This is a genomic window from Microcoleus sp. bin48.metabat.b7b8b9.023, from assembly GCF_013299185.1.
Taxonomy (GTDB): domain Bacteria; phylum Cyanobacteriota; class Cyanobacteriia; order Cyanobacteriales; family Microcoleaceae; genus Microcoleus.
Map to the genome: position 1 here is coordinate 1 of NZ_JAAFKG010000042.1, position 23,953 is coordinate 23,953.

A 23,953-nucleotide genomic window follows, 5' to 3' on the forward strand; every position below is an offset into this window, starting at 1 on the left:
AGTTATGCAACTCAAACTATTGAGGGTACTCAGGCATGGGATACTTTTATGTCTCTTGTTGCTACTACACGTCAGTTGGGAATCAGTTTTTTTGATTATGTGCGCGACCGAATTTCTCAACTTGGAGTTATTCCCTCTCTGTCCACTATTATTCGCGAAAAATCTGCTCTTTATCCGTTGGGATTGTCTTGGCAGCCAGATTAACTGCTACCCCTACTTATTGAGCCGATACGAAAAAATGATTCAGCTTAATTTCTTTTTGCCAGAAAAGAATTCCAATCAAGTGACGCAAGTTTTACAGAATGAACTAAACGAGTTAGTCGCTTGCAAAGACTATCCCATAGACGATAGAATGTGGAAGATGATTTTGGCAGCAACAAAAGGAAATTTTCGTAAAACTAAACAGTTTGTTATTGCCTGGGCGTTAATTAGAAGTCTAGCTATATCACTTAAGGTCGCTGATGCAAATAGAATTCCTCAACTTGCAAAAATTCTTTTAATTCAAATGAATTTCCCCGAACTTTATGATGCCTTGCCCACCAAAAATTATCATTTAATTGGGCATCTCAAAGAAATAATAAATGCTCGTAGCCAGAGCACTGAAGCTGCGAAAGAAGCGTTGAGTAAATATCCAGAATGTAAAAGGTTTTTGTCAGACAGTCATTTGATCGGCTTTCTAAAAGGGAACGATCAAGACGGTGCTGATTATGCAGATATCAGCGACCCCAAAGATTTAATAAAACTTTTACAGATTTTGTCTGAAACTGGAAGGTAATGTTTAACACACTTAAAGCTTTAATACAAGAGTTTTTGGAAAGCTTAGAAACTTTCATAAAGACTCCCAGCGATATCAAACAATGCTCGGAAGAAACAATTACCTTAGAATCTACTGCAAACCTGCCACCTATTTTTGAAAGGCTAAAAAGGCTAAAAATGTTGCACAATCCTGATTTATTAACCACTAGCTTTGAAGACGCAAAAGTTATCAGTGATGACTTTTGTACCATTAAGGTTTCGGATACCTTGGCACAGGCACTTTCTTTAGTAACATTACTGAATCCAAGCGATCTTATCGTTACGGATGATGAGGGTAAATTTTTAGGAATTGTGAGTAGTTTATCAGTTTCCCTTGAATTTACGCCTCAATTACAAAATGTGCCTTTTAAATACAGACATAAAACGATCAAAACAGGTCAAGCCACTGAGTTGATTTTGGATCAAGGAAAAAAAACAATCGGTGAAGTCTTTAGTCTAGATAAAAATTATTTTATTTTGCAAAGAAGGAAACAAGTTGACTATGCTTTGGATGAGTTTTGTAAACTTTATAGAGCACCGGATGACCAGAGTTTTATACCCATTTTGAATGACGATAGAACAATTGTAGGTGTAGTTACTTGCCAAGGAATTTTAGAATATCTTAGAAATGATCGCTTGTTGGATGAATCAAAAGTAGAAAACCTTTTAGAGAAGATGTCCTCAACAAAAACATCTCTGGATCAGCTATATACATTACTGCCAGAGGATACATTAGAATCTGCGCTCTATGCAATCAATTATTTGCCTATAGAACACATCCTAATATGCGATGCCGACAAAAATATTTTAGGACTGCTGAATAGAGAGCAAATTAGTATTTTAGCACATCCGATGTACTACCACTTAATGAATACACTTTTAGGAGACATTATGCAGCCACTAAGTAGCTTACATCTCGTTCAACCTACCGATAATATCAAGGACGTTATTAAGAAAATTCTGGAATCAGACACAGAAGTTTCTGTTCTTATGGATAGTTCCGACAGCCAAATTCCCAAAATGGTTATAACGCCAAGAACTATCCTACAGTTTGTAAAATAACTGTTCTTGAAGTATCTAACTAAAAAATCACAGGAGATCCAAAAAATGCCCGAAGAATACTTTAATGAACGTCTGAAAAAACAGCTCAATCAAATCTTGCAAGGTCTGGGAGATTCAGGGAAAGTGAAAACCGTAAAAACCACTAATACGATTGCTCACTTAACTGGTCTAATGAAGTGCTTTAAAATCAGAACGATGCCAGTTTTAGATGCGAAGACACTGGTAGGAGTAGTGAGTCTGGTTGATGTTGCCAAAGTTCTAACACCTCGAAACACTAAACTACCGATAGAGTATCTGACTCAGAAAGGTTTCGACATGACTCAGCTTCATAATGCTAATAAGGAGATGGGTAAAAAAACTGTCGGAGAAGTTTTTGACTCTATTCTCGATTTTAAACCTCCTGTTTTTTTACAAACTGAAACTTTAGAAGATGCCATTAAACAATTAATTCGTAGGGATGAAAATCATCGCCGAAATCGAACCCTGGTTATCTTAGATGGTGTCGAGCGAGTTGTGGGAACTCTTTCCTATGTGGATGTTCTTAGAATAATACGCAAAGGGACAGGAATCGATGGATTTTTAAACGGGAGAACAGCGAATGATATATTGACATCACAAGTCGTCACGCATACTCAAATTGAGTGCCTACAAGATGCAATGTTTACTTTCGACGATGGTTTGTTTACACACATACCTATCACCACATTACAAGATGGAAACATAGTGATAGGTATTGTAGATGATGTCGCTGTTGCAACTCTAGAGCATCAACTTCTTTTTGAGGATTTGTGTGATTATCCTCTAGGTCAAATGATGACCAAAGTATCCGATAAAAACACAGTGGAGCCAAATTGCCCAATAAAAACCTTAATCGGTAAATTTGTAGATGGGCATGAAAGACCAACCGCCATTTTAGTTGGAGACTATGAAGGCGAACAATTTACAATGGCAGGTATCATCAGCTATGTGGATATATTCAGAAAGCTGTTAGAGTTCATAGACGGATTGAACAACCAAAAACCTGGAAATAATTAAGTATAGTAAAGTGCGATCGCCCTTAATGTCCAAAAGTGCGATCGCCCTTCCATTCACCCAAAGTAATCTTCCATGATTTAATTAAAATAGTGAAGCCTTTTTCAGTGGCATGGTTGGGTACTTTTGATAAAGTGGGAGACATAAGATGAACGTTACTCAATTAATAGAAACATTAAATGCTAATAAATTTATGCGATCTGATGAGGAAGTAATGAGTTTTGACTTCGCTTTAGCCGAACTTGCCCTACATCCTAACACCGAATATTTGCCAGCACTTTATCTAGTTTTCGATGACAGATGCGAACAACATGAAGTCATGTATGGTCTCATTCATTTTCTGGAGTCTTTTGAGCTAAAAGACCAGTTGCAGGCGTTTATTGATAGCATAGACCGGATGATTGTGAATGCTAAAGAATGGACAATGATTCTACTTTATGGGATTCTCAATCAGGATTTAGCCCGAAGTTTATATAGCCAGATGTTACATTCTACCCATTCTCAAAATCGGGATTTATGTACGCATTTGCTGCGCGACATAGTTGCTAATGAATCCCCTCCTTTATCTTCCCATGCTGAGTCAGTTATTTCCGGCGCAACTGCGATCGACATTAATATTGATGAAATTCAGAGGGATCTGTCGAGCTTTCTTAAACTCATCCAAGATGGGAATATCTTGGTACTCTTGCAAGACGATCGCCCAATAGCCGAAATTAAACCTATTAAATAAAGCCTCTCGCCATTAGAAAGGAGCGATCGCCCCTGATGAATAACTATATCAATAAAGAGGTAGTTTGCGATTTACTGTTGGGTGGGGGCGGGTTTATTCAGATTTTTGGTACTTGTTAGATATTGTTGGTGAACCCGCCCCTACAGCAATCACTATCTACCGATCGGGCATCATATTAATTACAGAACAAACTCGGCTCTACATGAAAAAAACTCCCCAGAATCAATGCCAACTCCTTACCAATATCTCCCTCGCCATTAACCACTTCAGACACTCTTGTTTCAGATCCCATAACGGGTACCAAATCCGCAGGTTGTAAATCTCTTTGTTCCATCAAAAACAGCAGTATTGAACGAGGCGTAGCTGTGGCTGCTGGTGCGTAGTATTCTTGCTCAAATTTTTCAATCAATGCAATCAGTAATTCATATAACTCATTTTCTTCAGGAGTGCGATCGCGCTGGTGCATCAACTCTTCCACCATAGCCAGAGCTTTCTCATTATCCGCTTCGTTTCTAATTATTTTTGGCTGATACTGAGACAATAACTCTTTGTATTTATCTGGATTAAAAGTAAGGGTCATTTTTCCATTTCTCCTTATCATACTCAGCATGGGTGAGAATATATTTGATATAAACTAATTGGCTTTCATAATCAATACTAACTATTAATCGATAATTATTACCTTTGATATTAAAAACCGTAAATCCTCCAACAGCTTCGGCTTTAGGAAAAACAGATTGTACCTCAATTAAGTTAGACCATTTAGCCTTGCTAGTAATTTTAAACCAGTTATCCAAAGCTTCCCCGCAATCAGCATGAGTTTCGCTGTATTCACGCACCCGTCGGTAGCTGATTATGTGCATCTACTATAAGCAATTTAAACTAAATTTCAGTTTAGCTCAACTAATTTCTTTCGTCAAGTGCGATCGCCCTTAATGTCCAAAAGTACGTGAAGCGTAGCTATCCCGTAGGGAATCGCCCTCCTGAAATTAGTTAATGGTATAATCATCAATCGCATACCATCTAGAACTAAACCAATTATTTTGAATAATGGCAGAGATACTTCTGAAGACAGTCCAGAAGTTATAGAACAAGATATAATAGAGCAAACGATTGAAGTAGGAAGTGGTTGTAACTGGACAGGCAGTGGAGTAGAACCTCAGTGGCATAATCCAAAATCCATCAAAGCCTACGATCATATCGATCGCCATCATGGCCCAAAACTGAAACCCCTTAATTTTAGAGGCAGGGCTGCATCTAAAAATCAGCCTCAAGGTCAGTGGCTAAATGCTCAAGACTGGGTAAAAGCTGAACAAGTGACACCGAAATATCCCGGTTGTTACATTATAAATTTTAAGCGTTCTATTGGGAAAGTTCACTATCCCGATGGGACAATAATTGAAAATGTTACCCATGCTTTTATTAGAAGGAAACCAGATGGAACATTCAAATCTGCTTATCCTGTTCTCAATGATGCTACGCTGTCCTCATTAGAAAGGAGCGAAGAAGATGAATAACTATAGCAATTTTACAATCCACCTAGAAGCACCTAATGGCGAAAAATATGCCGCTCCACCAGAGGACTCATTAGGAGAAATTTCGCATTTTGAATTAGGGCTGAAACTATTTTGCTTTGAATGCGATCGCCCAGTTTCAATAGAAATCGGTGAACAAAAAGTCAAAGTGTTTTTCGACCCCGATATCTGTATGCTCCTAGAAGATGAACTCCCCAAAAAACTCAGTGAGTTATCTCAAGGCAAACCCATCAAAATAGAATTTGTTGAAAGTGTGTGTCTTACTCTTGAATTGCAGCCCTTAACCAACGATAAAATTAGCTGTAATTTCAAAGAGTTTGGATATTTATCTCCAAATCAGTTTACCCTAAAATCCAGAAATCAACACTTTGAACTGAATAAAACTAAAGTTATAACAGAGTTAAAGGGATTTGTCGAACAACTCATGGAAATGGCTGTAAATGGTGGCTACATCACCGCCGATGAAAAGCAAGAATTCCTGATGCCACTCCGCGAAATTGCGCCTGCTTCGGCTATTTGTTAATTAAGTGCGATCGCCCTTAATGTCCAAAAGAGCGATCGCCCTTAATGTCCAAAAGCGCGATCGCTATTTTACTAAATCGCCCTTAACATACAAAGATTCTAGAAACTTAACAGATTCCTATCGTATTAGTGAGTAAACTTCCACTCGGAATTATTTAACCGCAGAGGACACAGAGAACGCAGAGGAAGAGAAGAGAGAGGAAGAATTCGGATGAATTGGGGATTTGATATAATATCGATTTTTGAGCTGCATCGGTATTGTATGATTTTAAATGTTGTAGGGGCGGGTTCACTAACAATAATTGCCAATAATCTACAATCTCATAAACCCGCCCCCGCCCATACTAAAGTGTCAAAGACTGAGGATTCGTCTCGATCAATTTGGCTAAATCTTGCAAGAAAGACGCAGCGTCTGCACCGTAAATAATTCGGTGATCGCAGGTAATATTTACCTGCATTTGCCGCTTCACTCCCATCAAACCTTCCTCGTTAGCTACGACTTGCGGCCGCGAAGAGCCGATCGCCAAAATCGAGCCTTGATTCGGCGGCAAAATCGCGTCAAACTTATCTACTCCATACATTCCCAAATTGGAAAGAGTGAAAGTTCCCGTGCTGTATTCGTCGGGTTTTAGCTGTTTGGCGCGAGAGCGATCGACTAAATCTTTCCAACTGCGGGAGAGAGAATAGATGTCCAGACGATCGGCATTTTGCAACACCGGTGTAATCAAACCGCCGCCGTCCATCGCCACCGCTACCGCCACATTAATATCCGAACGGTGTTGAATTCCCGACTCCACATAACAAGCATTCAGCAGGGGATGTTTTTGTAAAGTTACTGCTACTGCTTTTGCCAGCATAGCCGTCATCGTGACGCCTTTTGACTTAATTTGTTTGTAGAGTTTGTCGAGATTGTCAGTAGTAATTGTATAGCCGACGCGGAAACAGGGCACGCTCAAACTTGCTTCCATATTGCGAACTACCGCATTTTGCAGCGCATTCATCGGTACTCTGTTACCGGAAAGCGCTACCGCTGGAATTGGTGCGGGTGCGGGTTTGGCTGCTGCGGGTGCGGGTGCAGGTGCTGCGGGGACTGTTACTGGTTGCTGAATCGGGGCTGGTTGGGCTTTACCGGCGGCTGCTTCCACATCTTCTGCAACAATCCGACCGTTGGGGCCGCTGCCTTTGATGGAATTTAAATCTACTTTAAACTCTTTGGCTAATTTGCGAGCGCGAGGAGAAACGACGCTGCGCCCGTTTTGGCGGCTGACGTTTTGCTGCAAACCCACTGATGCTGTAGCTGCGACAGGAACGGGGGCTGCTGGGGCTGGGGCTGCGGCTGCTGGGGCGCCGGCTCCTTGTTTCTGGGCTTCTGCGATTTCGGCTTCTGTTTCTGCTACTAGGGCGATCGCAGCTCCTACTGGGGCAACTTCGCCTGCTGGTACAATAATTATTGCTAGATAGCCTTCGTAGAAAGACTCGACATCCATGTCGGCTTTGTCGGATTCAACTACGACTACCGTTTCGCCCTTTTCTACTTTGTCCCCAGCCGATTTGACCCAGGAAACAATTTTGCCCTCTGTCATGGTAGAGCTCAGGGCTGGCATGAAAACTTCGCGAATCATCTGTAAAAATTCCTTGTGAGTTGGTAATTGGCGATCGGTAAGCTTGGAGGCATTTAAGTTGCACGATCGAAAACAGTTAAACTTTTGTGGGGTGGGCAGGAGAGCCATTTGTGTCAACAACAGGCTTAAACCTAGGATCGAGGTCGCTTTTAGTCTAGTTTCGATCCCCCCTAACCCCCCTTAATAAGGGGGGGACAAGAGCATTCTTGCGTCTTCCCTTGGGAAGAGGGAGCGGCGAGAGATGGGTACAATAGCCTTCAAAGTCCCCCTTCTTAAGGGGGATTTAGGGGGATCGAGTCTCGGCTATAACCCTGATTTAGACCTGGTTTTAGCCTGTTGTTGACAAAAATGGCATTCTCCCCGCTCCCAAGATACAAGTTCAATGCACAACAGTTGGTTTGGCGATTGATAATTGGCGCTCGGCAATCGGCAACAATCATTATTATGCCAGCCTCTAGTCCGAAGATGTGCGACTATCAACTCAAAATTATCTACCAATTAGCAATTACCAATTACCAATTTCTAATTTCTAAATATCACCTCGAATTTCTTCGACTATGCCGTCGCGGAGCAGAACTTCTACTTGCATTTTTTGAATCAAGTTTTCTCCCACCCCGACGGTGAACGTGCCGTCAATTTGACCTTGACTCACTTCTTGTTCGAGGTCTAGCACCTGCACTTGCTGAAGCTGTTGCAGGTTTTGGTTTTTCTGTTCTAGCAGTTCGCTCTTTCTTTGATTCACCTGCACTTGAATGTTTTCTATTTGCTGCATTACTTGCGGCCCGGGGGGTTGCAGGCTTTGCTTTTGGATTTCTGAAACCATCCGCTGCCCTTGCATTTCTAGCTGTTGTAGCTGAGAATCTATTTGATTGATTTGGGCTTGGAGTTGCTGTTGAGCTTCTTCTTTCCAGCGGGGAGTAACGACGACTTTTACATTAATCGATCGCTTCAAGAGTAATTGTGGTTCCATAAATTTGTTGCTTGTCAATTGCGAATTAGGCATTAGTTATTAGTCATTAGTCATTAGTTGGTAAATATTTCCTAATGACTCAGGACTCAGGAATCGGGACTCGGGTGTTGGTGTCAACTGAACGTCAAACCTATTATCAGTCTTATGTCTGGCGATTCAGGCAAGATCGCCCCGAATTCTTGCCCCCTACTCGACCCCTACTCCCCTTCAGAAGGGGGGGATAAGAATCTTCTCAAAGTCCCCCGACCTAAGGGGGATTTAGGGGGATCGGGCCTCTGCTATAAACGAGAGATACAGGGGATAAGAATCTTCTCAAAGTCCCCCTTATTAAGAAGGATTTAGGGGATCTTGCCTCTGCTATAAACTAGAGATACAAAGGTTTTGAGGCTTAAGTTGACACCAATCGGGACTTGGGTGTAGGGATAATTTTTTCTTCTCCATTCCCCAAGTCCTCCGAATATTTCAAAACATCCCGTCAATCATATCGCGGTAGTGTTCCGTCACAACCGGGCGCTTAATTTTCAGGGTCTGGGTCAACATTCCATTTTCCATCGAAAATGGCTCCTGAATCAACCGGAATGGGCCGATGCGATCGTCCGCGCGGTATCCGGGGCGATTTTGCACCTCCCGGTTCAATTCTTGACGGAATAAGTCTTGAATTTTCTTGCTATTCCAGTCAATTTCGTGTATTGGCGGATTCTGAGTTTCTGCCCATTTCTGCACGGCTTCTGAATTGGGGACAATTAAGGCGCCGATCGACTTTTGGTCTTGACCTACTACCATAATTTGGTCGATGTAGGGGCTGCGGACGCAGGCATCTTCGATCGGCTGGGGTTCGATATTTTCGCCGTTGCTGAGGACGATCGTATCTTTTGCCCGCCCAGTCAAAATTAAATCGTTTCCCAGTGTCAGCCAACCCAAATCGCCGGTATCGAACCAGCCTTCGGAGTCAATGGCTTTGGCGGTAGCTTGCGGATTGAGATAGTAGCCCTGCATGATTTGCGGCCCGCGTCCCAAAACTAAACCGCGCTGGCCTGTTGGCAGTTGCTGTTTAGTTTCGGGGTCAACTATTTTAATTTCAGTATGGGCGATCGGCTGTCCGGCAGAACCTTTAAGATTGTGCCAAGGGCGGCGGACTGTTAAAACCGGAGAAGTTTCAGTTAAACCGTATCCCACCAACAAACCGATATTCGCGATTTCAAAGAAATTGTCTAAATGCGCGGCCAAAGAACCGCCGCCGCTAATTGCCCACTTAAAACGGCCTCCGGTAGCTTCCCGGACTTTTTGATAAACGAGTTTTTCGGCGATCGCGTGGACGGGAGATAACAGAATACTTTTGATGCGGGCGATCAGTTTTTCCGAATCAGAAGCAGGTTTCAAATTGAGAGTTAAACCTTGAAAAATGCGGCGGGCTTCAATGTATTGCTGGCTGGCAGATAACAGGAAATTCACCAATTTTTGTTTTTTGGGTGGCTGTTCTCTAAATTGCTTTTGTACAGCCTCGTAAATCGATTCCCAGATGCGCGGAACGCTCACCATGTACTGGGGCTTGCAAGTTTTAAAGTCTTGTTTGAAATAGCGAATATTGGTGTAAATTTGCGTGCATCCTTGGGAAAGCAAGAAGTATTCGACTGTGCGTTCGTAGGCGTGCCAACTGGGCAGGATGCTGAGGGCTGATTCGCCCGGTTCGGGTTGCAAAATTGTGCCGAAGGTGGTGAGTTGGTGCAGCAGGTTCCCGTGAGTCAGCATGACGCCTTTGGGTTTGCCGGTGGTGCCGCTGGTGTAGAGGAGGGTGGCGAGGGTTTGGTGGTTGTGGTTGGCGGGTTTGAAGGGGCGGTTGGCGCCTGTGGCCATGACTTGGGAAAATTTGACTGTGGTTAGGGTGAGGCTGGTTTCTGGTTCTTCGTCGGAGAGGAGGACGATAAGTTCGATCGGCAAATCGGGGAGGCGCGCTTGCAGTTTTTTGAGTAATGCCAGATTTTCGACTACTAAAGCGGTACTGCCGCTGTCTTGGATGATGTAAAGGAGTTCTTCGGGATCGGCGGTGGCGCCTCTAACGGCGTTGGCGGCCCCAGCAGTCATGATACCTTGATCGGCTATCAGCCACCGGGGACTGTTGTCGGCGAAGAGGGCGACGCGGGGAGGGATTGTGTCTGTTGGGTTTGGATTGATGCCGAGGGCCTGCAATCCGCTGGCGAATTGCTGGATTTGTTGGTAGAGGTCGGTATAGGTGAGTTTAATTTCCGGTGTCGTGTGGGGATCGTGGAGGGCGACGGTTTGGGGAAATCGCTGTTTGACGATCGCCCAAATTTCAGGTATCGATCGAATGCCACTATAGTCGATCGTGCGGCTGAGGTTGGCGAGTTCAATGTCGCTCATTTGGGAGGCGGCGCCCGGTGCGGAGTGGTTCATAGGGTATTTTCGGGGGTTTTGAAAGATAAAGTTATTGGGTACAAGTTTAATATCAGAGTTATTTTAGACCTTCGTGGCAGTGTGGTGACAGTTTGTCAACCTGCCGTTGTCTATTTAGAAAATTAGGGATATTAGATGATGAGATTTATATTTCGACAGAAACACAGGATTTTATCAAGGTTGATAGTAGTTACTTGTTGTGCGATCGTAGGGTTATCTGGAAACACACTGTCTGTGAATGGTGCAGAAGTGCGATCGGCAAACAAAACATTTGCTGATTGGTGTCGCCAAAAAGCCGATTTGAGTCCTGAAACTAAACATACTGTTGAAGTGTTCTCGAAATTTATCACGTGCACGAAGGACTATAAATCCTCCTTATGACTCAGTTGAATGGCTCCGTTGGAAGGATTTTTTCAGGGAGTATGCGAATTCAGGGGAGGTTGGGGAGTCATATCATGTCCGCTGGATTGCCATAACAAACGCGGTTCGTAGTGCAGTTCGTAGTGCGGACTGAAGTCCGCTCTCAAACTGCGGACTGAAGTCCGCACTACAAACCGATCGCACTTTGCTCTCGGGCTAGTTGCTCTGTCAACCACTGGATTTCTAGCTGGATGGTGTCTGTACACCTTTCCCAGGATGCTGCTTGATACGAGTCAACAGGATTTTCCTGTTCAGCTTGTTGGCTCTCTAGATAGTCTTGGCGCAGGTAACAGACTCTCAAGCGGTGTTCGAGCAACTTGATTCTTTAGCAGAAAGCCGTCCTTGAAGGGCGGGGTTTTAAACCCAAATTTCTGATAAGAGTAACTGTTGTTGTTTTAGCCGATAGCCGTGCAAGGGTTGCCGCTTTAGCAGCCCTAGGGCTGATAATTCAAGCATTTATATCAAAGTGATATTATAGTCTGGATTATATGACTGTATGCGATTTAAGGGCGATCGGGCAAATAGCTAGTTTTAAAGAATTTTGAAATTTAAAACACACATTTAAAAAATATTGTCAAGTCTCTTCAGATATATATTGTTTTAAAGTCAAGAAAAAGCGATCGCTTGATAAACTACCACTGCGTTTATTTGCGATCGCCCGCTCGCGTGAAATTTTAGTAAAAAACCGGGCTTGTCCGCTGCAAAGTTGATACGCCTGTGGGCGATGAGTTTCCCACTAAAAGGAAACTCCAAATTCTTTGATTGAATCCCGTTAAATACGCCTACTCAATTCTCAATTAATTCCTGGAATTCCTGCTACAAATTAGCAACATTTCTTTACATCAATCCTTCTGGAATGCACAACTTATAGAGAATTGAAATGTTTTAATATTTAATTAAGCTGTCTCCGTGTATTTACGGATGCAGGGCGGAAGCCTGCTGGGCTTTACTTCACAGAATCTTCACAATACTCCGCGACAATACGGGTGATTTATAAAGATTGTGTAAAGATGACCCTATAACTGTAGCCATACGAGCCATTTTGTAAGTTATGATTGGAACCAGCGAAAACAATACTTACGCAATCACAGCACTTTCTAAAAAAACACCGAATTCCGACATCTCAAAAGTTGCCAAAAATGTTGGAATATGAGGTTTTCGCCGCAAAACTCAAGAAGCATTTTTCAGCCTCCTAGGTGGAACTAAAAAATAAAAGATCGGCCCAGTCTGGTTAATTATCTGTCAATAAAATTGACACAAAAATTTAACAGGGAAAGCTATGAAAAAAAGTTTAGGGGTACAAAATTACTTCGAGCGCTCCCAAGCCTCATTGCCAACAGTTCCAGCTCTTGAGAAACTCTTGGAGGAAATCAGTCCCGAACCGACATTAATTGCCAAATTAAATACAGCCTGTGAAATTTGCGAGTTTCAACTCGGAGATGAAATCACCCAATATCAAACCCCGGATAATACCAAGAATTTAGTTGAACAAACACAGAGCGATTCCCTACGGGATAGCTTCGCTTCACGCAATTTTTATTTAGTCTGCCAGGGAAGAGTCAGGCTGCTAGCAATAGAAGCCTCTCAACAGCAAGAAGTTTCGGTGACGGTACTGGAACTCGGAGCAGTATTTGGGACAGACGACGTATTTATTGCCAGCGGACTGCCTTACAGAGCAATTGCGGCCGGCACTTGCCAACTCGCTTGCATAAATGCAGCCAAATTACAGCTTGTTATAGAGGAATTCCCCCAACTGCAACAGCACTTGCAGCAAGAATTCCAACAGATCCAGCAGTTAATTTTTTTCAAGACGCAAACAGATTTGCGATCGCTAAAATCCCACCAACAACAACTTCTGTGGCCGCACTTACTTCCTTCTCTAGAAGAAACCCGAATTGCGGCCGGAGTTTCCCTCGTGGAACACTGCCAAAAAACCACCAATCATTTTTGGCTCCGCAGCGGTAAAATTCAAGGTCAAGCACCGCCAATTATTGGGAGTCACTGGGGACATTCAGATGTACCGAACGACTGGAAAGCAGCAACAGACTTGCTAATTTACCAGATCCGCTCAAAACAGTGGGAAATGGCAAAAGCCACAATTGGTTCCGACAGCAATGCCCGTCCCAAAATTATCCGCAAACCTCCGACTTTAACCTTAGTAAGTGCGCCAAAAGATGCTTCGTCTACCTCAAAAGCTGAGCCGTCAAAACTAACCGCAGTCGAGTCTCCCAAATCGGCATCCGGAATCATCAGTTTCCCAAAACCCAAGCGGCGCAGATGGTTGAGCAGCGGACACCCATTCATTCAACAACAGAGTACAGCAGATTGTGGAGCTACCTGCTTGGCGATGATTAGCGAATATTGGGGTAAGAAATTCAGCCTGAATTACTTGCGCGAATTGGCAGAAATCGGCCGCAGTGGCGCGTCTCTCAAGAGTCTGGCAAAGGCAGCGGAAAGAATGGGGTTTCAAACCCGTCCCGTGCGAGCTTCTTTAACTCCGCTCCGCAATCAAAATCCCTGGATAGCTCACTGGCAAGGCAATCACTACGTTGCAGTTTACCGCTTTAAAAATCAACAGGTTTTAGTTGCCGATCCGGCGGCGGGCAAGCGGTGGATGAGTCTTAAAGATTTTACCGACAGTTGGACTGGTTACGCCCTAATTTTAGACCCGACAGCGGAACTATACCGCAATCACAGTGCCGAACATAAAGGTATCAAAGTTAAGAATTTTCTGGGCATAATCTGGCCCTACCGCGCTACGATCGCCCAAATTTTGGTAATCTCTTTGTTGATCCAACTGTTTGGGATCGTTACTCCCCTGTTTACTCAGGTAATTCTCGACCAAGTAGTTGTCAGCAAAAGCATCGTTACTCTGCACGTTTTCGCGATCGGACTGCTGATGTTTAGTGTTTGGCGATCGCTCTTGGGGGCAACGAGACAGTATTTGCTGGATTACTTGTCCAACCGCATTGACCTGACTTTAATTAGCGGGTTTATCAGTCACACTCTCAGTTTGCCGATCAAATTCTTTGAATCTCGTCAGGTGGGCGACATCTTGACGCGGGTTCAGGAAAATCAAAAAATTCAGTCGTTTTTGACTCGCCAAGCAATTACGGCTTGGTTGGATGCTTTGATGGCTGTGGTTTACATCGGACTGATGTTTTACTATAACTGGCGTCTGGCTTTTTTGGTGCTGGCTTTGATTCCGCCGATCGTGATTTTGACTTTGGTGGCAACTCCGTTTCTGCGCCAAGTGTCGCGGGAGGTTTTTAACGAAGGTGCCAAGCAAAATTCCTCTTTGGTGGAAATGATTACTGGAGTGGCGACGATTAAGGCAACTGCTGCCGATCGCGAAATGCGCTGGCGCTGGGAAGATCAATTAACTTGCATGATTAATGCTAAATTTCGGGGCCAGAAGTTGGCGAACTCTTTGCAGGTAGTTGGGGGCGGGATTAATACTTTGGGTAGCACGGCTTTGTTGTGGTACGGGGCCATGCTGGTGATTCAAGACCAATTGACGATCGGTCAATTTGTGGCTTTTAATATGATGATTGGCAGTGTGATTTCTCCTGTGCTTTCGGTGGTGGGACTTTGGGATGAGTTTCAAGAAGTTTTGGTATCGATCGAGCGTTTGGATGATGTATTCTCGGCAGAACCTGAAGAAAGCCCTTACAAACCAATGCTGGTGCTGCCTCGCATTCACGGAACCATCAAATTTGACAATGTTTCTTTCCGCTATGCTCAGGATGAGGAACGCAATACGCTGCAAAATCTTTGCTTTGAGGTGCAAGCTGGAGAAACTGTGGCAATTGTCGGCCGCAGCGGTTCCGGTAAGAGCACTTTGGTGAAGCTGCTGCAAGGTTTCTATTATCCAGAAAAAGGGCGGCTGACGATCGACGGCCACGATATTCGCCACATTTCTTTGCAGTCGCTGCGAGTGCAGTTGGGTGTTGTCCCTCAGGATTGTTTCTTGTTTTCGGGAACGATTTTGGAAAATATCACGCTGTACAAAAATTTGGAAACCCCCGCCAGTCATGGCGAAGAAGGAACCTTTGGTGATTCTGCAACCTTGGAAGAGGCGATCGAAGTGGCAAAGCTAGCAGAAGCTCACGCTTTTATTCAAGATATGCCGCTTGGTTATCAAACTCCTGTGGGGGAGAGGGGCACGAGTTTGTCTGGGGGCCAGCGCCAGCGAATTGCGATCGCCCGTGCTCTGTTGGGCGATCCGCGAGTTTTGATTTTGGACGAAGCAACTTCTTCGCTGGATACCGAGTCTGAGCGCAGGTTCCAGCAAAATCTGGCTCGCATCAGTCGCGATCGCACTGTGTTTGTAATCGCTCACAGGTTGTCTACAGTACGCAATGCCGATCGCATTTTGGTTCTAGACAAAGGCATTTTAGCCGAACAAGGCAACCACGACCAATTGATGGCTGAACGTGGACTCTACTATCACCTTGCTCAACAACAACTCGATCTTTAAAGTCAGTTGACAGTTGACAGTTGACAGTTGACAGTTGACAGTTGACAGTTGTCAGTTGACAGTTGACAGTCATTGGAAGCAATTACCAATTACCAATTAATTCCCAATTCCCAATTACCAATGCCCAATTCCCAATTACCAATGCCCAATTCCCAATTCCCAATGCCCAATTCCCAATTCCCAATGCCCAATTCCCAACTCCCAATGCCCAATTCCCAATTACCAATGCCCAATTCCCAATTCCCAATGCCCAATTCCCAATTACCAATGCCCAATTCCCAACTCCCAATGCCCAATGCCCAATGCCCAATGCCCAATTCCCAATTCCTAATTTGGAGTAAATATCATGCTTTCAGAAGACGCCCAAAAAATATGCGCCGATCCTGATGAGATAGCTGAAGTCTATGGCGGCGTAGCTTTAAGGCAAGAAAACGAAGCCAGAAAAACAGACCGCTCTTTAGAAGTAGTTGAATCTCAAAATCGCTCTTCTAAAACTAATGACTATATCTATCCGGCGAAGTTCCGGCAGCCTGAGGCTGATAATTGGTCTACTTCTTTGCACTCGGTACTAGACCAACCGCCAGTATCTTTTCCTCAGCAGTTGATCTTAGGAGGTCTGGTATTTTCCATAGCTTTTGTAGCGTGGGCAACTTTGGGAAAAATAGATCAAGTCGGTCACGCTCAAGGCAAATTAGTTCCCAAAGGTGATGTTTACAAAATTCATCCGACGGAGCCGGGAAAAATTATTAACCTCGCGATTAAAGAAGGTCAAAAGGTCAAAACTGGACAGTTATTGGCGGAATTAGACCCGGAAAATGCTTCGAGCGAGGTGGAGCGTCTAGATAAAATTCTGGATGCTTATCAGATTCAATTGGTGCAGCAAATTAGTTCGATCGAGAGAACTCGACTGGAAGCTCAGGCGAGCCAAGCTATTGCTGCTGCCGACAAACGGGGGGCTCAAGCTGCGATCGACAGATCTCGCGCTTCAGCAGCCACCACGCAGTCTCAAATCGAGCAATTGCAAGCAGATGTAGTCTCTCAGAAAGCGCGGCAGGAACAGATCAAACCTCTGGAAAAGCAGGCACAAAATCTGTTGTCGCAACTGAAAACAGATATCACTTCTCAAGAGGCGAGGCGCGATCGCGTGAAGCCACTGCAAAATAAAAGTCAAGATTTGCTAGCACAACTGCAAGCAAAAGTGGCAGCCCACAAAGAGCGGATCGGGCGGCTCAAACCTTTGGTAGATGAGGGAGCCCTATCCAAAGATGTACTATTTCAAGCTGAAGATGCTCTGCGGGAAAGCCAAAATGCCGTCATTAGAAGCCAGTTGGGGGAAAAAACTCAGGCTGACGATCGAGTATTTGAGGTCGAGCAAACCGTGCGCGACAGACAAAGTGCTGCGATCAGGAGTCAACTGTCTGAGGCGACTCAGGTTAAGGAAAGGCTGTTTGAAGTCGAGCAAGGTTTGCGCGATCGCGCCAGTTCGATCGACAAAATGCAAGGCCAATTAGCCGAACAACTCGCAGAAGTCGATCGACTGCAAGCCGAAGCCGACAGCAAACAAGCAGCAGCGCGCCAAATGCAGTTAGAAAAACAGCAAAAAATTCAGCAGTTGGAAATGGAATTAAACCAAATCAAATCCAAAATTGCCGAAACCCAAACCCTGCTCGCTCAAGCCAAAAACAAGCTCAAACAAAGATTTCTCTACGCACCAGTCAGCGGAGTAATTTCCGCCCTCAACATTCACAACACCGGCGAAGTCGTGCAACCGGGCCAAACTATTGCAGAAATGACCCCCAATCAGGCTCCGCTAGTGCTCGAAGTCAGTTTACCGAACCGAGAAGCGGGATTTGTCAAAATCGGAATGCCGGTACAAGTCAAATTCGATGCTTTTCCCTATCAAAATTATGGCGTGATGCCGGGAAAAGTTGTATCGATTTCGCCAGATGCCAAAACCGACGAGCGATTGGGTGTTGTTTACCGGGTGGAAGTGAGTATCGATCGAGACTCAGTGAAAGCCAACAATCAAACCTGGAAACTCAAAGCGGGCCAGACAGCCACGGCGGAAATTGTCATCCGCCAGCGCAGCATAGCCGACATTTTGCTCGATCCGCTCAAGCAACTACAAAAAGGCGGCATGAGTTTGTAGGAATTCCTCAAAAACAGGTTTGTAGTGAGGACTTCAGTCCTTCTTTCTGCGGACTAAAGTCCTCACTACAAACCGCAGTCCACAGTCAGTTAACTTACAGGTTTGTAGTGAGGACTTCAGTCCTTCTTTCTGCGGACTAAAGTCCTCACTACAAACCGCAGTCCACAGTCAGTTAACTTACAGGTTTGTAGTGAGGACTTCAGTCCTTCTTTCTGCGGACTAAAGTCCTCACTACAAACCGCAGTCCACAGTCAGTTAACTTACAGGTTTGTAGTGAGGACTTCAGTCCTTCTTTCTGCGGACTAAAGTCCTCACTACAAACCGCAGTCCACAGGTTTGTAGTGAGGACTTCAGTCCTTCTTTCTGCGGACTAAAGTCCTCACTACAAACCGCAGTCCACAGTCAATTAATTTACGCAAAATAGGATAAAACGATGAATTCGCAATTTAACCATTCTGCCAATCATTCCCAAATTGGAATTAAACCCGAACAATTGGATGAGATAATTTCAGCGATTCTGGCAGGAAAGTATTCTTGGGCTTGTTTTTTACTTTTGCGGTGCACGGGTTACAACCCTCTCGACTATATCCCCTACCGCACTTCTAACCGCTTGCTCAAGGAAAATACCCAAATGAGAAAATCGGAAACTCAGCCGCCGCTTAGCAAAATTGCGGATTTAGATTATGTGGAAGTCGTGAGGGAAAAACGAGCCGGAGTTCGAGGTGGTTGTGTAATTGAGGCTGTTAGCGAGTTGCACTCAGATACCGCAGGTTTTGTCGCCCAAGTCGGCGGCGAAGGTTCCAATATCTTGGCGCCGGCGGTTGATGTTCCAAATCAAGGATTTTTTGCAGGATTTAAGGCGCGCTGGTTTAATTTGGCGGGCAATTAATTTAGTCGATCGCCCGATCGCCCGATCGCTAGCCTTGAGTGTACCTGTTTTTTTGGTGGAAGGAGCGGCGGGCGATCGGGTTTTTCAGTAGCCAACATCCGCGCTTCAGATAAATCTGCCAAAATGGCAACATTAGCCAAATTAATTACTTTATACTCAGAAACCAGATTTCAGCTATTGTGGACTTATAGTCTTTTTTAATCAAAAATAACCCATTATTTCCATGAGTGAGCCATGCCCGCCCTACTCAGATTGATGGAGTTGTCTACTTTTTTTGTTGGTGGTTCGAGTCAAAATTAATCTGCCAAAATGGCAACACAGGTCTGAATCACCAAGCTATATTAAATACAGAACAACCACAGGTTGCTGCGAGCGATCAACTCACAAACAAAAAGGATAAAAGCCATGATCATTTCTGACCTCAACTACTTGGAAACTGCTGAAACTTCTGTTGTTGGTGGATTCAACCGAGGCTATGACTTTAGCAAGATCTATTTCTCCGAGTATTTTTCCATCAAGAAGGATGTTCTGTCGAAGACCTATGTAAAAGGTAATTTGGCTACTGCTGAAGCTGATGCTTATGGTTCAGATACTTTGACCCAAACCTTCGCTACTGTCACTCCATACTCTTCTAATAGCGTCTCGATCGCTGCCACTAACTAATCCTTGGCAGTTGAATGCTTCGATAATGAAATTAACTGCAAAAATAGAGGGCGTCTTAGCTGATGATGTCCTCTATTCTCATGGCTATCCATCCCCGCAGTCAACTTTATTTGGTGAGTTAGAAAGTCAAAATTAATCTGCCAAAATGGCAACACAGGTCTGAATCATCTAGCTATATTAAATACAGAACAAGCGCAGGTTGCTGCGAGCAATTAACTCACAAACAAAAAGGACAAAAGCCATGATTATTTCTGACCTCAACTACTTGGAAACTGCTGAAACTTCTGTTGTTGGTGGATTCAACCGAGGCTATGACTTTAGCAAGATCTATTTCTCTGAGTATTTTTCCATCAAGAAAGATGTTGTGTCGAAGACCTATGTCGAGGGCAATCTTGCGACTGCTGAAGCTGATGCTTACGGCAAAGATAGTTTGACCCAAACTTTCGCTACAGTCTATCCGTGGTCTTCTAATAGCGTCTCGATCGCTGCTACTAACTAATCCTTGGCAGTTGAATGGATCGAGAATGAAATTAACCGCAAAAATAGAGGGCGTCTTAGCTGATACTGCCCTCTATTTTCATTGCTTTCTATTCCATGAATAATTTGATTTGGCAAGTTAGAAAGTCAAAATCAATCTGCCAAAATGGCAACACAGGTCTGAATCACTCAGCTATATTAAATACAGACAGGACAAGCACAGGTTGCTGCTGGCAATTAACTCACAAACAAAAAGGATAAAAGCCATGATCATTTCTGACCTGAACTACTTGGAAACTGCTGAATCTTCTGTTGTTGGTGGATTCAACTTGGGAAAAGATTATAGCAAGATCTATTTCTCTGAGTATTTTTCCATCAAGAAAGATGTTTTCTCGAAGACCTATGTCGAGGGCAATCTTGCGACTGCTGAAGCTGATGCTTACGGCAAAGATAGTTTGACCCAAACTTTCGCTACAGTCTATCCGTGGTCTTCTAATAGCGTTTCGATCGCTGCTACTAACTAATCCTTGGTTGTTGAATTGTCTGGCTATATCGACTTCATCCACTCAGTCCAAACAAAACAAAATTTAATAACCGAGTAGATTAAGTCGATATAGCAATTCTTGAAAACAGCCAGAAATCAACCGATCTAGACAGAGTTTGTTAGTCTCTTTTTCAAATGACTATTTAAAGTCATTTGAAATTAATTTAGTTTGCTGAAAACTTCTGGTGAGATACCCATGAAAAATTCATTAATCATCTCAGACTTAAGTTATTTAGAACCGATTGACGAAAGTAGCATTGTAGTAGGTGGTCGCAAAGTTTCCGCTAGTACATACGGCACAACAGAAGCAGGGCCTGGATATGCCATCGCTGTTGTAGGTGCATTTGCCACTGGTGATGATACTTATACAAATACTGGAGCCAACACAACGGTTCAAGACTTTGGTAGTCTTCAGTTTAGTAGAGCCAAGGCAACAGGCACAGCCTATGGAACAAATGGAGACCAAACTGCTTCATCTACATTTCGCAGCACTTCTATTTCGTTTTTTGGGCGTTAATTTTTTTGGCGTTAATAGTCTCATCCAATCAGAAGGCGATCGATACTGAGAATTTGATGTTGTACAAGATACTTTTCAACAGTTGACAGTTGACAGTTGACAGTTGACCATGGGAGAGCGACCTCTACCTAGAAGGAAGATGATTGGAGTAATGAATAGTCTGATTTTAATTTCTCCCTCAAAGCCAGAGGCTTTCAAGCAATTCTTTATGGTCATAAATCCTCTCATGATGCTTGGGGAGGCTCTAGTCTTAACCGACAAGTATCGAAATATTTTGCTAAGGATAAAATGATATGCAGATTGAGAAAATTGATGATTTTGAAACATTTAAGAAAATCCGAGAAAATTGGGATTATGTATACGCTGCCGATTGTCAAGCTCAGTTTTTCTTATCCTGGATTTGGTTGTCTGGATGGTTGGAGGTGGTGCATGAGCCGTGGTTCATATTAGCTGCAAAACCAGATACCGATGATCCATCTGATTCATCCTATGTTGCCTTTTTTCCTCTGAAAATTTTATTAACACACCAGGATGGAGGCGGCTTTGAAACAGAAATTTGCATGGCAGGAAATAGTATGGCAGATTACACAGGACTTATTTGCCTGCCTGGTTATGAAGAAGAGGCAGTTCCTGCTTTTGCTGCTTACATCCAGCAACAGTTAGCATGGTCTACTTTCAATGTAAAAAGTATTCTAGAAACGGATACGCGGATGTCTCTCTTCTTGAGTAGTTTCTCAGAAGATAGTTTCGATCTCAGTCAACTGTGCGTTAAAAGTGTGAAGGAAGAAGATCCAGATCTTTATCTTTCCCCTTATGTTTCATTACCAGATGACTGGGATGAATATCTGCAAAATTATGTCGGTACGAATACCCGCCAAAAAATCAGACGCTTTTTAAGGCAGGTTGAAAGTTCTGACGAGCTTTCTATCACCTACGCTAACTCAGAGAATTTGGATTCTCATATTGAGATACTACTCAACTTATGGGAGGCAAGATGGAAAAAGCAAAAAGGGGATACCTTTGAGTCGGTCATGGCTTACAATCGCCTGATTTTACATCATTGTTTTGAACATAACTGTCTGTATCTTTCGGTTCTGTGGAAGGGAGATAGACCTTTAGGGGCGATCGCCAATTTTATGGATTTTCCGCAAAAATCCATGCTATTTGCGATTGCGGGTCGCGATCAAACCTTTAAAAATCCTCCACCTGGACTGATCCTCCATGCTGATGCGATCCGATACGCGATTCAAAATGGCTTTAAAGTGTACGACTTCTTAATGGGGAATGAGGAATACAAGTATTCTTTTGGAGCTAAAGATCGCCAGATTCAACATATCGTAGCCCAGTACAAGCATAACAGACAACAGGATGTTGAAAATATTATTCCTTTAGCGCTTCAGCTAGCTATTCGGGATCATCGCTCGAACCGACTCACCAAAGCTGAACAGGGATACTGTCAGATTCTGAAAGCTCAGTCAAATCACCCAGAGGCACTTTACGGACTGGGGGTGTTGATGAGGCAAAAAGGCGAGTATCAAACTGCCGAAAATCTGTTCAAAGATTTACTGGAAATTCAACCCAATTCTATCAAGGCTTTATTTAGTTTGGGGAATTTATATCAAATTCAGGATAGGTTGCCCGAGGCGATAGAAGCGTATCATCAACTCCTAGTTTTGCAGCCTGATGCGATCGCTGCATACAATAACCTTGGCTATGCTCTACAGCAGCAAGGCAAATGGGAAGATGCGATCGCCTGTTATCAAAAAGCACTTGAGCTACAGCCTAATTGCGTTGAAGCTGAGGTGAGCTTAGCCAATGCACTTCACGCTCAAGGAAAGCTTTCCCCAGAGAAACAAGCTCATTACGCGGCACTGAACAATGATTTCGGCTCCAAATGCAAACAAGTGGGTGATTTGAAAACTGCGATCGCCTACTACCGACAGTCTATCTCTATGAAACCAGATTTGGCAGAGGCTCACTATAATTTGGCTCTGGTGCTGCAACAACAAGGTCAAGATAAAACAGTAATTACTTCGGAACAAAAAACTCCCATACCTGCTTAGTAGTTTAGTTTGAAAATAAGGAGCATTATGTGGCTATCTGATTTGTCCTATCTCGAAAATGTTTCAGAAAATGACTTAATTTTAGGTGGTGCTTTATTGGCGTTGGATGCTTTTGCATCAGTGGATAGTGGAAACACTTTGACGGCTACAGACGTTATTTTTGGCAACCACGGTAAAGTTACGAAAGCAAGGGGTACAGGAACAGCTATAGCGAGCGGTACTAATCCTCTAGCTGGTGTTGATGTTTACTACGCAGGCTTTGATAAAGTGAAAGTAAAATTTCATTCTGGAACAGGAGCAAACTATGCTTTTGAGACTGTTAGTGTAAAGGCGATGGACTTGCCACACTAACTTGCAAATCTGGTAGTCAGGACTTCAGCCTTTTTTAGTATCGAGTTGGGTGCAGGGCGATCGCATCGCGATCGCCCTGCACCCGCGTCCGCATCCATGGGAGTGCGATCGATCCACAGTCTGCACCGCCGTCCGCATCCATGGGAGTGCGATCGAGCCACAGCCTGCACCCACATCCCAAAGCAACTCAGACAATTCTGCCAAATTGGCAACACAGGTCTAATTAGTCCAGATATATTTAGGTCATTGACACTCCTCGACCTAAAGGTGCGAGGATTCTTAAGACTTTTCAGTCTTAATATCCCTATTTATAGGGTTCCCAGGCTGACTACATTTGCACAAAAGAGCACGCTTAAGTGCGTAGTCATATCTCCTTAAAAGTGTTTTGAGCGTAGACTTTCCCCCAGTCCGGGGGTAGGTTTTTACATCTTGTCTGATGCCTTTATTCTACCACATATTTGTCCGGGAAGATGTCTACCAAATACATGAGAATTCCTGACAGAGCACTTTTCGGGAAAAGCCGTCCTATAAGGACGGGGTTTTAAACCCCGATGTCCTAATAATATCGTTTCCGGTTGCATCGGTATTGTTTAAACACTCAACTGTCAACTGTCAACTGTCAACTGTCAACTGTCAACTGTCAACTGTCAACTGTCAACTGTTGTTTCCCCTCCAACTTTCGGGATAGATCGAGATTCATTTATTAAAAACATTTCAGTC

The 23,953-nt window shown here is 43.7% G+C and carries 25 protein-coding genes and 1 pseudogene; 16 read left to right on the forward strand and 10 right to left on the reverse strand.

Features of this window, described 5'->3' with window-relative positions; all coding sequences use genetic code 11:
- The 5 genes and pseudogenes from QZW82_RS21575 to QZW82_RS21595 all read left to right on the forward strand — a co-directional run.
- Nucleotides 1–204: pseudogene (locus tag QZW82_RS21575) on the forward strand (hypothetical protein); the annotation flags it as partial.
- A gap of 34 nt (nucleotides 205–238) precedes the next feature.
- On the forward strand, nucleotides 239–775 hold the full coding sequence (locus QZW82_RS21580) for a hypothetical protein (protein WP_293152578.1): 537 nt from the start codon (nucleotides 239–241) through the stop codon (nucleotides 773–775).
- A complete protein-coding gene (locus tag QZW82_RS21585; RefSeq protein ID WP_293152581.1) occupies nucleotides 775–1,857 on the forward strand; it encodes a CBS domain-containing protein in 1,083 nt (360 codons plus the stop codon). The genes QZW82_RS21580 and QZW82_RS21585 overlap by 1 nt, the downstream gene beginning before the upstream one ends.
- 45 nt (nucleotides 1,858–1,902) lie before the next feature.
- Nucleotides 1,903–2,892, forward strand: a complete 990-nt coding sequence (locus tag QZW82_RS21590) for a CBS domain-containing protein (protein ID WP_293152584.1) — start codon at nucleotides 1,903–1,905, stop codon at nucleotides 2,890–2,892.
- A 145-nt stretch (nucleotides 2,893–3,037) separates the two neighbouring features.
- Nucleotides 3,038–3,619 (forward strand): Imm30 family immunity protein, encoded by a 582-nt coding sequence (locus QZW82_RS21595; protein ID WP_293152587.1) that lies wholly within the window; start codon nucleotides 3,038–3,040, stop codon nucleotides 3,617–3,619.
- A 175-nt stretch (nucleotides 3,620–3,794) separates the two neighbouring features.
- Here the strand turns inward: QZW82_RS21595 and QZW82_RS21600 are convergent, their stop codons facing one another.
- The gene (locus QZW82_RS21600) at nucleotides 3,795–4,199 is read right to left on the reverse strand and encodes a transcriptional regulator (RefSeq protein ID WP_293152590.1); all 405 of its coding nucleotides are present in this window, start codon (nucleotides 4,197–4,199) and stop codon (nucleotides 3,795–3,797) included.
- Entirely contained in the window at nucleotides 4,183–4,482 is a 300-nt protein-coding gene (locus tag QZW82_RS21605) for a type II toxin-antitoxin system HigB family toxin (protein ID WP_293152593.1), read from the reverse strand. The genes QZW82_RS21600 and QZW82_RS21605 overlap by 17 nt, the downstream gene beginning before the upstream one ends.
- Nucleotides 4,483–4,662: 180 nt before the next feature.
- Between QZW82_RS21605 and QZW82_RS21610 the strand changes: the two genes are divergently transcribed.
- Nucleotides 4,663–5,136 (forward strand): hypothetical protein, encoded by a 474-nt coding sequence (locus tag QZW82_RS21610; RefSeq protein ID WP_293152596.1) that lies wholly within the window; start codon nucleotides 4,663–4,665, stop codon nucleotides 5,134–5,136.
- The gene (locus tag QZW82_RS21615) at nucleotides 5,129–5,677 is read left to right on the forward strand and encodes a hypothetical protein (RefSeq protein ID WP_293152599.1); all 549 of its coding nucleotides are present in this window, start codon (nucleotides 5,129–5,131) and stop codon (nucleotides 5,675–5,677) included. Before QZW82_RS21610 ends, QZW82_RS21615 begins: the two co-directional genes overlap by 8 nt.
- Before the next feature lie 343 nt (nucleotides 5,678–6,020).
- Here QZW82_RS21615 and QZW82_RS21620 read toward each other — a convergent pair whose 3' ends face one another.
- The 4 genes from QZW82_RS21620 to QZW82_RS21635 all read right to left on the reverse strand — a co-directional run bounded on the left by QZW82_RS21620 (nucleotide 6,021) and on the right by QZW82_RS21635 (nucleotide 11,416).
- Nucleotides 6,021–7,298 (reverse strand): dihydrolipoamide acetyltransferase family protein, encoded by a 1,278-nt coding sequence (locus QZW82_RS21620; RefSeq protein ID WP_293152775.1) that lies wholly within the window; start codon nucleotides 7,296–7,298, stop codon nucleotides 6,021–6,023.
- 529 nt (nucleotides 7,299–7,827) lie between these two features.
- A complete protein-coding gene (locus QZW82_RS21625) occupies nucleotides 7,828–8,268 on the reverse strand; it encodes a YlqD family protein (RefSeq protein ID WP_293152602.1) in 441 nt (146 codons plus the stop codon).
- A 462-nt stretch (nucleotides 8,269–8,730) separates the two neighbouring features.
- Nucleotides 8,731–10,680 carry a long-chain fatty acid--CoA ligase gene (locus QZW82_RS21630; protein WP_293152605.1) on the reverse strand — a complete coding sequence of 650 codons (1,950 nt, stop codon included), beginning with the start codon at nucleotides 10,678–10,680 and terminating at the stop codon, nucleotides 8,731–8,733.
- Nucleotides 10,681–11,227: 547 nt separating this feature from the next.
- The gene (locus QZW82_RS21635; protein WP_293152608.1) at nucleotides 11,228–11,416 is read right to left on the reverse strand and encodes a hypothetical protein; all 189 of its coding nucleotides are present in this window, start codon (nucleotides 11,414–11,416) and stop codon (nucleotides 11,228–11,230) included.
- A gap of 963 nt (nucleotides 11,417–12,379) precedes the next feature.
- Between QZW82_RS21635 and QZW82_RS21640 the strand changes: the two genes are divergently transcribed.
- A complete protein-coding gene (locus QZW82_RS21640; RefSeq protein ID WP_293152611.1) occupies nucleotides 12,380–15,580 on the forward strand; it encodes an ABC transporter transmembrane domain-containing protein in 3,201 nt (1,066 codons plus the stop codon).
- An 89-nt stretch (nucleotides 15,581–15,669) separates the two neighbouring features.
- On the opposite strand, the gene QZW82_RS21645 is transcribed toward QZW82_RS21640, so the two are convergent.
- Complete coding sequence (locus QZW82_RS21645) at nucleotides 15,670–15,897, reverse strand: hypothetical protein (RefSeq protein ID WP_366665068.1); 228 nt, start codon at nucleotides 15,895–15,897, stop codon at nucleotides 15,670–15,672.
- A 29-nt stretch (nucleotides 15,898–15,926) separates the two neighbouring features.
- Here QZW82_RS21645 and QZW82_RS21650 point away from each other — a divergent pair, with 29 nt between their 5' ends.
- The gene (locus QZW82_RS21650; RefSeq protein ID WP_293152614.1) at nucleotides 15,927–17,729 is read left to right on the forward strand and encodes an HlyD family efflux transporter periplasmic adaptor subunit; all 1,803 of its coding nucleotides are present in this window, start codon (nucleotides 15,927–15,929) and stop codon (nucleotides 17,727–17,729) included.
- A 433-nt stretch (nucleotides 17,730–18,162) separates the two neighbouring features.
- On the forward strand, nucleotides 18,163–18,618 hold the full coding sequence (locus tag QZW82_RS21655) for a HetP family heterocyst commitment protein (RefSeq protein ID WP_293152617.1): 456 nt from the start codon (nucleotides 18,163–18,165) through the stop codon (nucleotides 18,616–18,618).
- Here QZW82_RS21655 and QZW82_RS21660 read toward each other — a convergent pair.
- Nucleotides 18,615–18,758, reverse strand: coding sequence for a hypothetical protein (locus QZW82_RS21660; RefSeq protein WP_293152620.1), 144 nt, complete (start codon nucleotides 18,756–18,758; stop codon nucleotides 18,615–18,617). The two genes, QZW82_RS21655 and QZW82_RS21660, sit on opposite strands and share 4 nt — an antisense overlap.
- 265 nt (nucleotides 18,759–19,023) lie before the next feature.
- Here QZW82_RS21660 and QZW82_RS21665 point away from each other — a divergent pair, with 265 nt between their 5' ends.
- The 4 genes from QZW82_RS21665 (at nucleotide 19,024) to QZW82_RS21680 (ending at nucleotide 20,819) form a co-directional block, all read left to right on the forward strand.
- Nucleotides 19,024–19,281 carry a hypothetical protein gene (locus tag QZW82_RS21665; RefSeq protein WP_293152623.1) on the forward strand — a complete coding sequence of 86 codons (258 nt, stop codon included), beginning with the start codon at nucleotides 19,024–19,026 and terminating at the stop codon, nucleotides 19,279–19,281.
- A gap of 241 nt (nucleotides 19,282–19,522) precedes the next feature.
- The gene (locus tag QZW82_RS21670; RefSeq protein ID WP_293152626.1) at nucleotides 19,523–19,780 is read left to right on the forward strand and encodes a hypothetical protein; all 258 of its coding nucleotides are present in this window, start codon (nucleotides 19,523–19,525) and stop codon (nucleotides 19,778–19,780) included.
- A gap of 244 nt (nucleotides 19,781–20,024) precedes the next feature.
- Nucleotides 20,025–20,282 carry a hypothetical protein gene (locus tag QZW82_RS21675; protein WP_293152629.1) on the forward strand — a complete coding sequence of 86 codons (258 nt, stop codon included), beginning with the start codon at nucleotides 20,025–20,027 and terminating at the stop codon, nucleotides 20,280–20,282.
- Between the two features lie 216 nt (nucleotides 20,283–20,498).
- Nucleotides 20,499–20,819 carry a TonB-dependent receptor gene (locus tag QZW82_RS21680; protein ID WP_293152632.1) on the forward strand — a complete coding sequence of 107 codons (321 nt, stop codon included), beginning with the start codon at nucleotides 20,499–20,501 and terminating at the stop codon, nucleotides 20,817–20,819.
- 75 nt (nucleotides 20,820–20,894) lie between these two features.
- Here QZW82_RS21680 and QZW82_RS21685 read toward each other — a convergent pair whose 3' ends face one another.
- On the reverse strand, nucleotides 20,895–21,035 hold the full coding sequence (locus QZW82_RS21685) for a hypothetical protein (protein WP_293152635.1): 141 nt from the start codon (nucleotides 21,033–21,035) through the stop codon (nucleotides 20,895–20,897).
- A gap of 77 nt (nucleotides 21,036–21,112) precedes the next feature.
- Between QZW82_RS21685 and QZW82_RS21690 the strand changes: the two genes are divergently transcribed.
- Both QZW82_RS21690 and QZW82_RS21695 read left to right on the forward strand, forming a co-directional pair.
- Complete coding sequence (locus QZW82_RS21690) at nucleotides 21,113–22,882, forward strand: GNAT family N-acetyltransferase (RefSeq protein ID WP_293152638.1); 1,770 nt, start codon at nucleotides 21,113–21,115, stop codon at nucleotides 22,880–22,882.
- 27 nt (nucleotides 22,883–22,909) lie between these two features.
- Nucleotides 22,910–23,233 carry a hypothetical protein gene (locus QZW82_RS21695; RefSeq protein ID WP_293152641.1) on the forward strand — a complete coding sequence of 108 codons (324 nt, stop codon included), beginning with the start codon at nucleotides 22,910–22,912 and terminating at the stop codon, nucleotides 23,231–23,233.
- Between the two features lie 34 nt (nucleotides 23,234–23,267).
- Here the strand turns inward: QZW82_RS21695 and QZW82_RS21700 are convergent, their stop codons facing one another.
- Nucleotides 23,268–23,414, reverse strand: coding sequence for a hypothetical protein (locus QZW82_RS21700; protein ID WP_293152643.1), 147 nt, complete (start codon nucleotides 23,412–23,414; stop codon nucleotides 23,268–23,270).
- Between the last annotated feature and the right edge of the window lie 539 nt (nucleotides 23,415–23,953).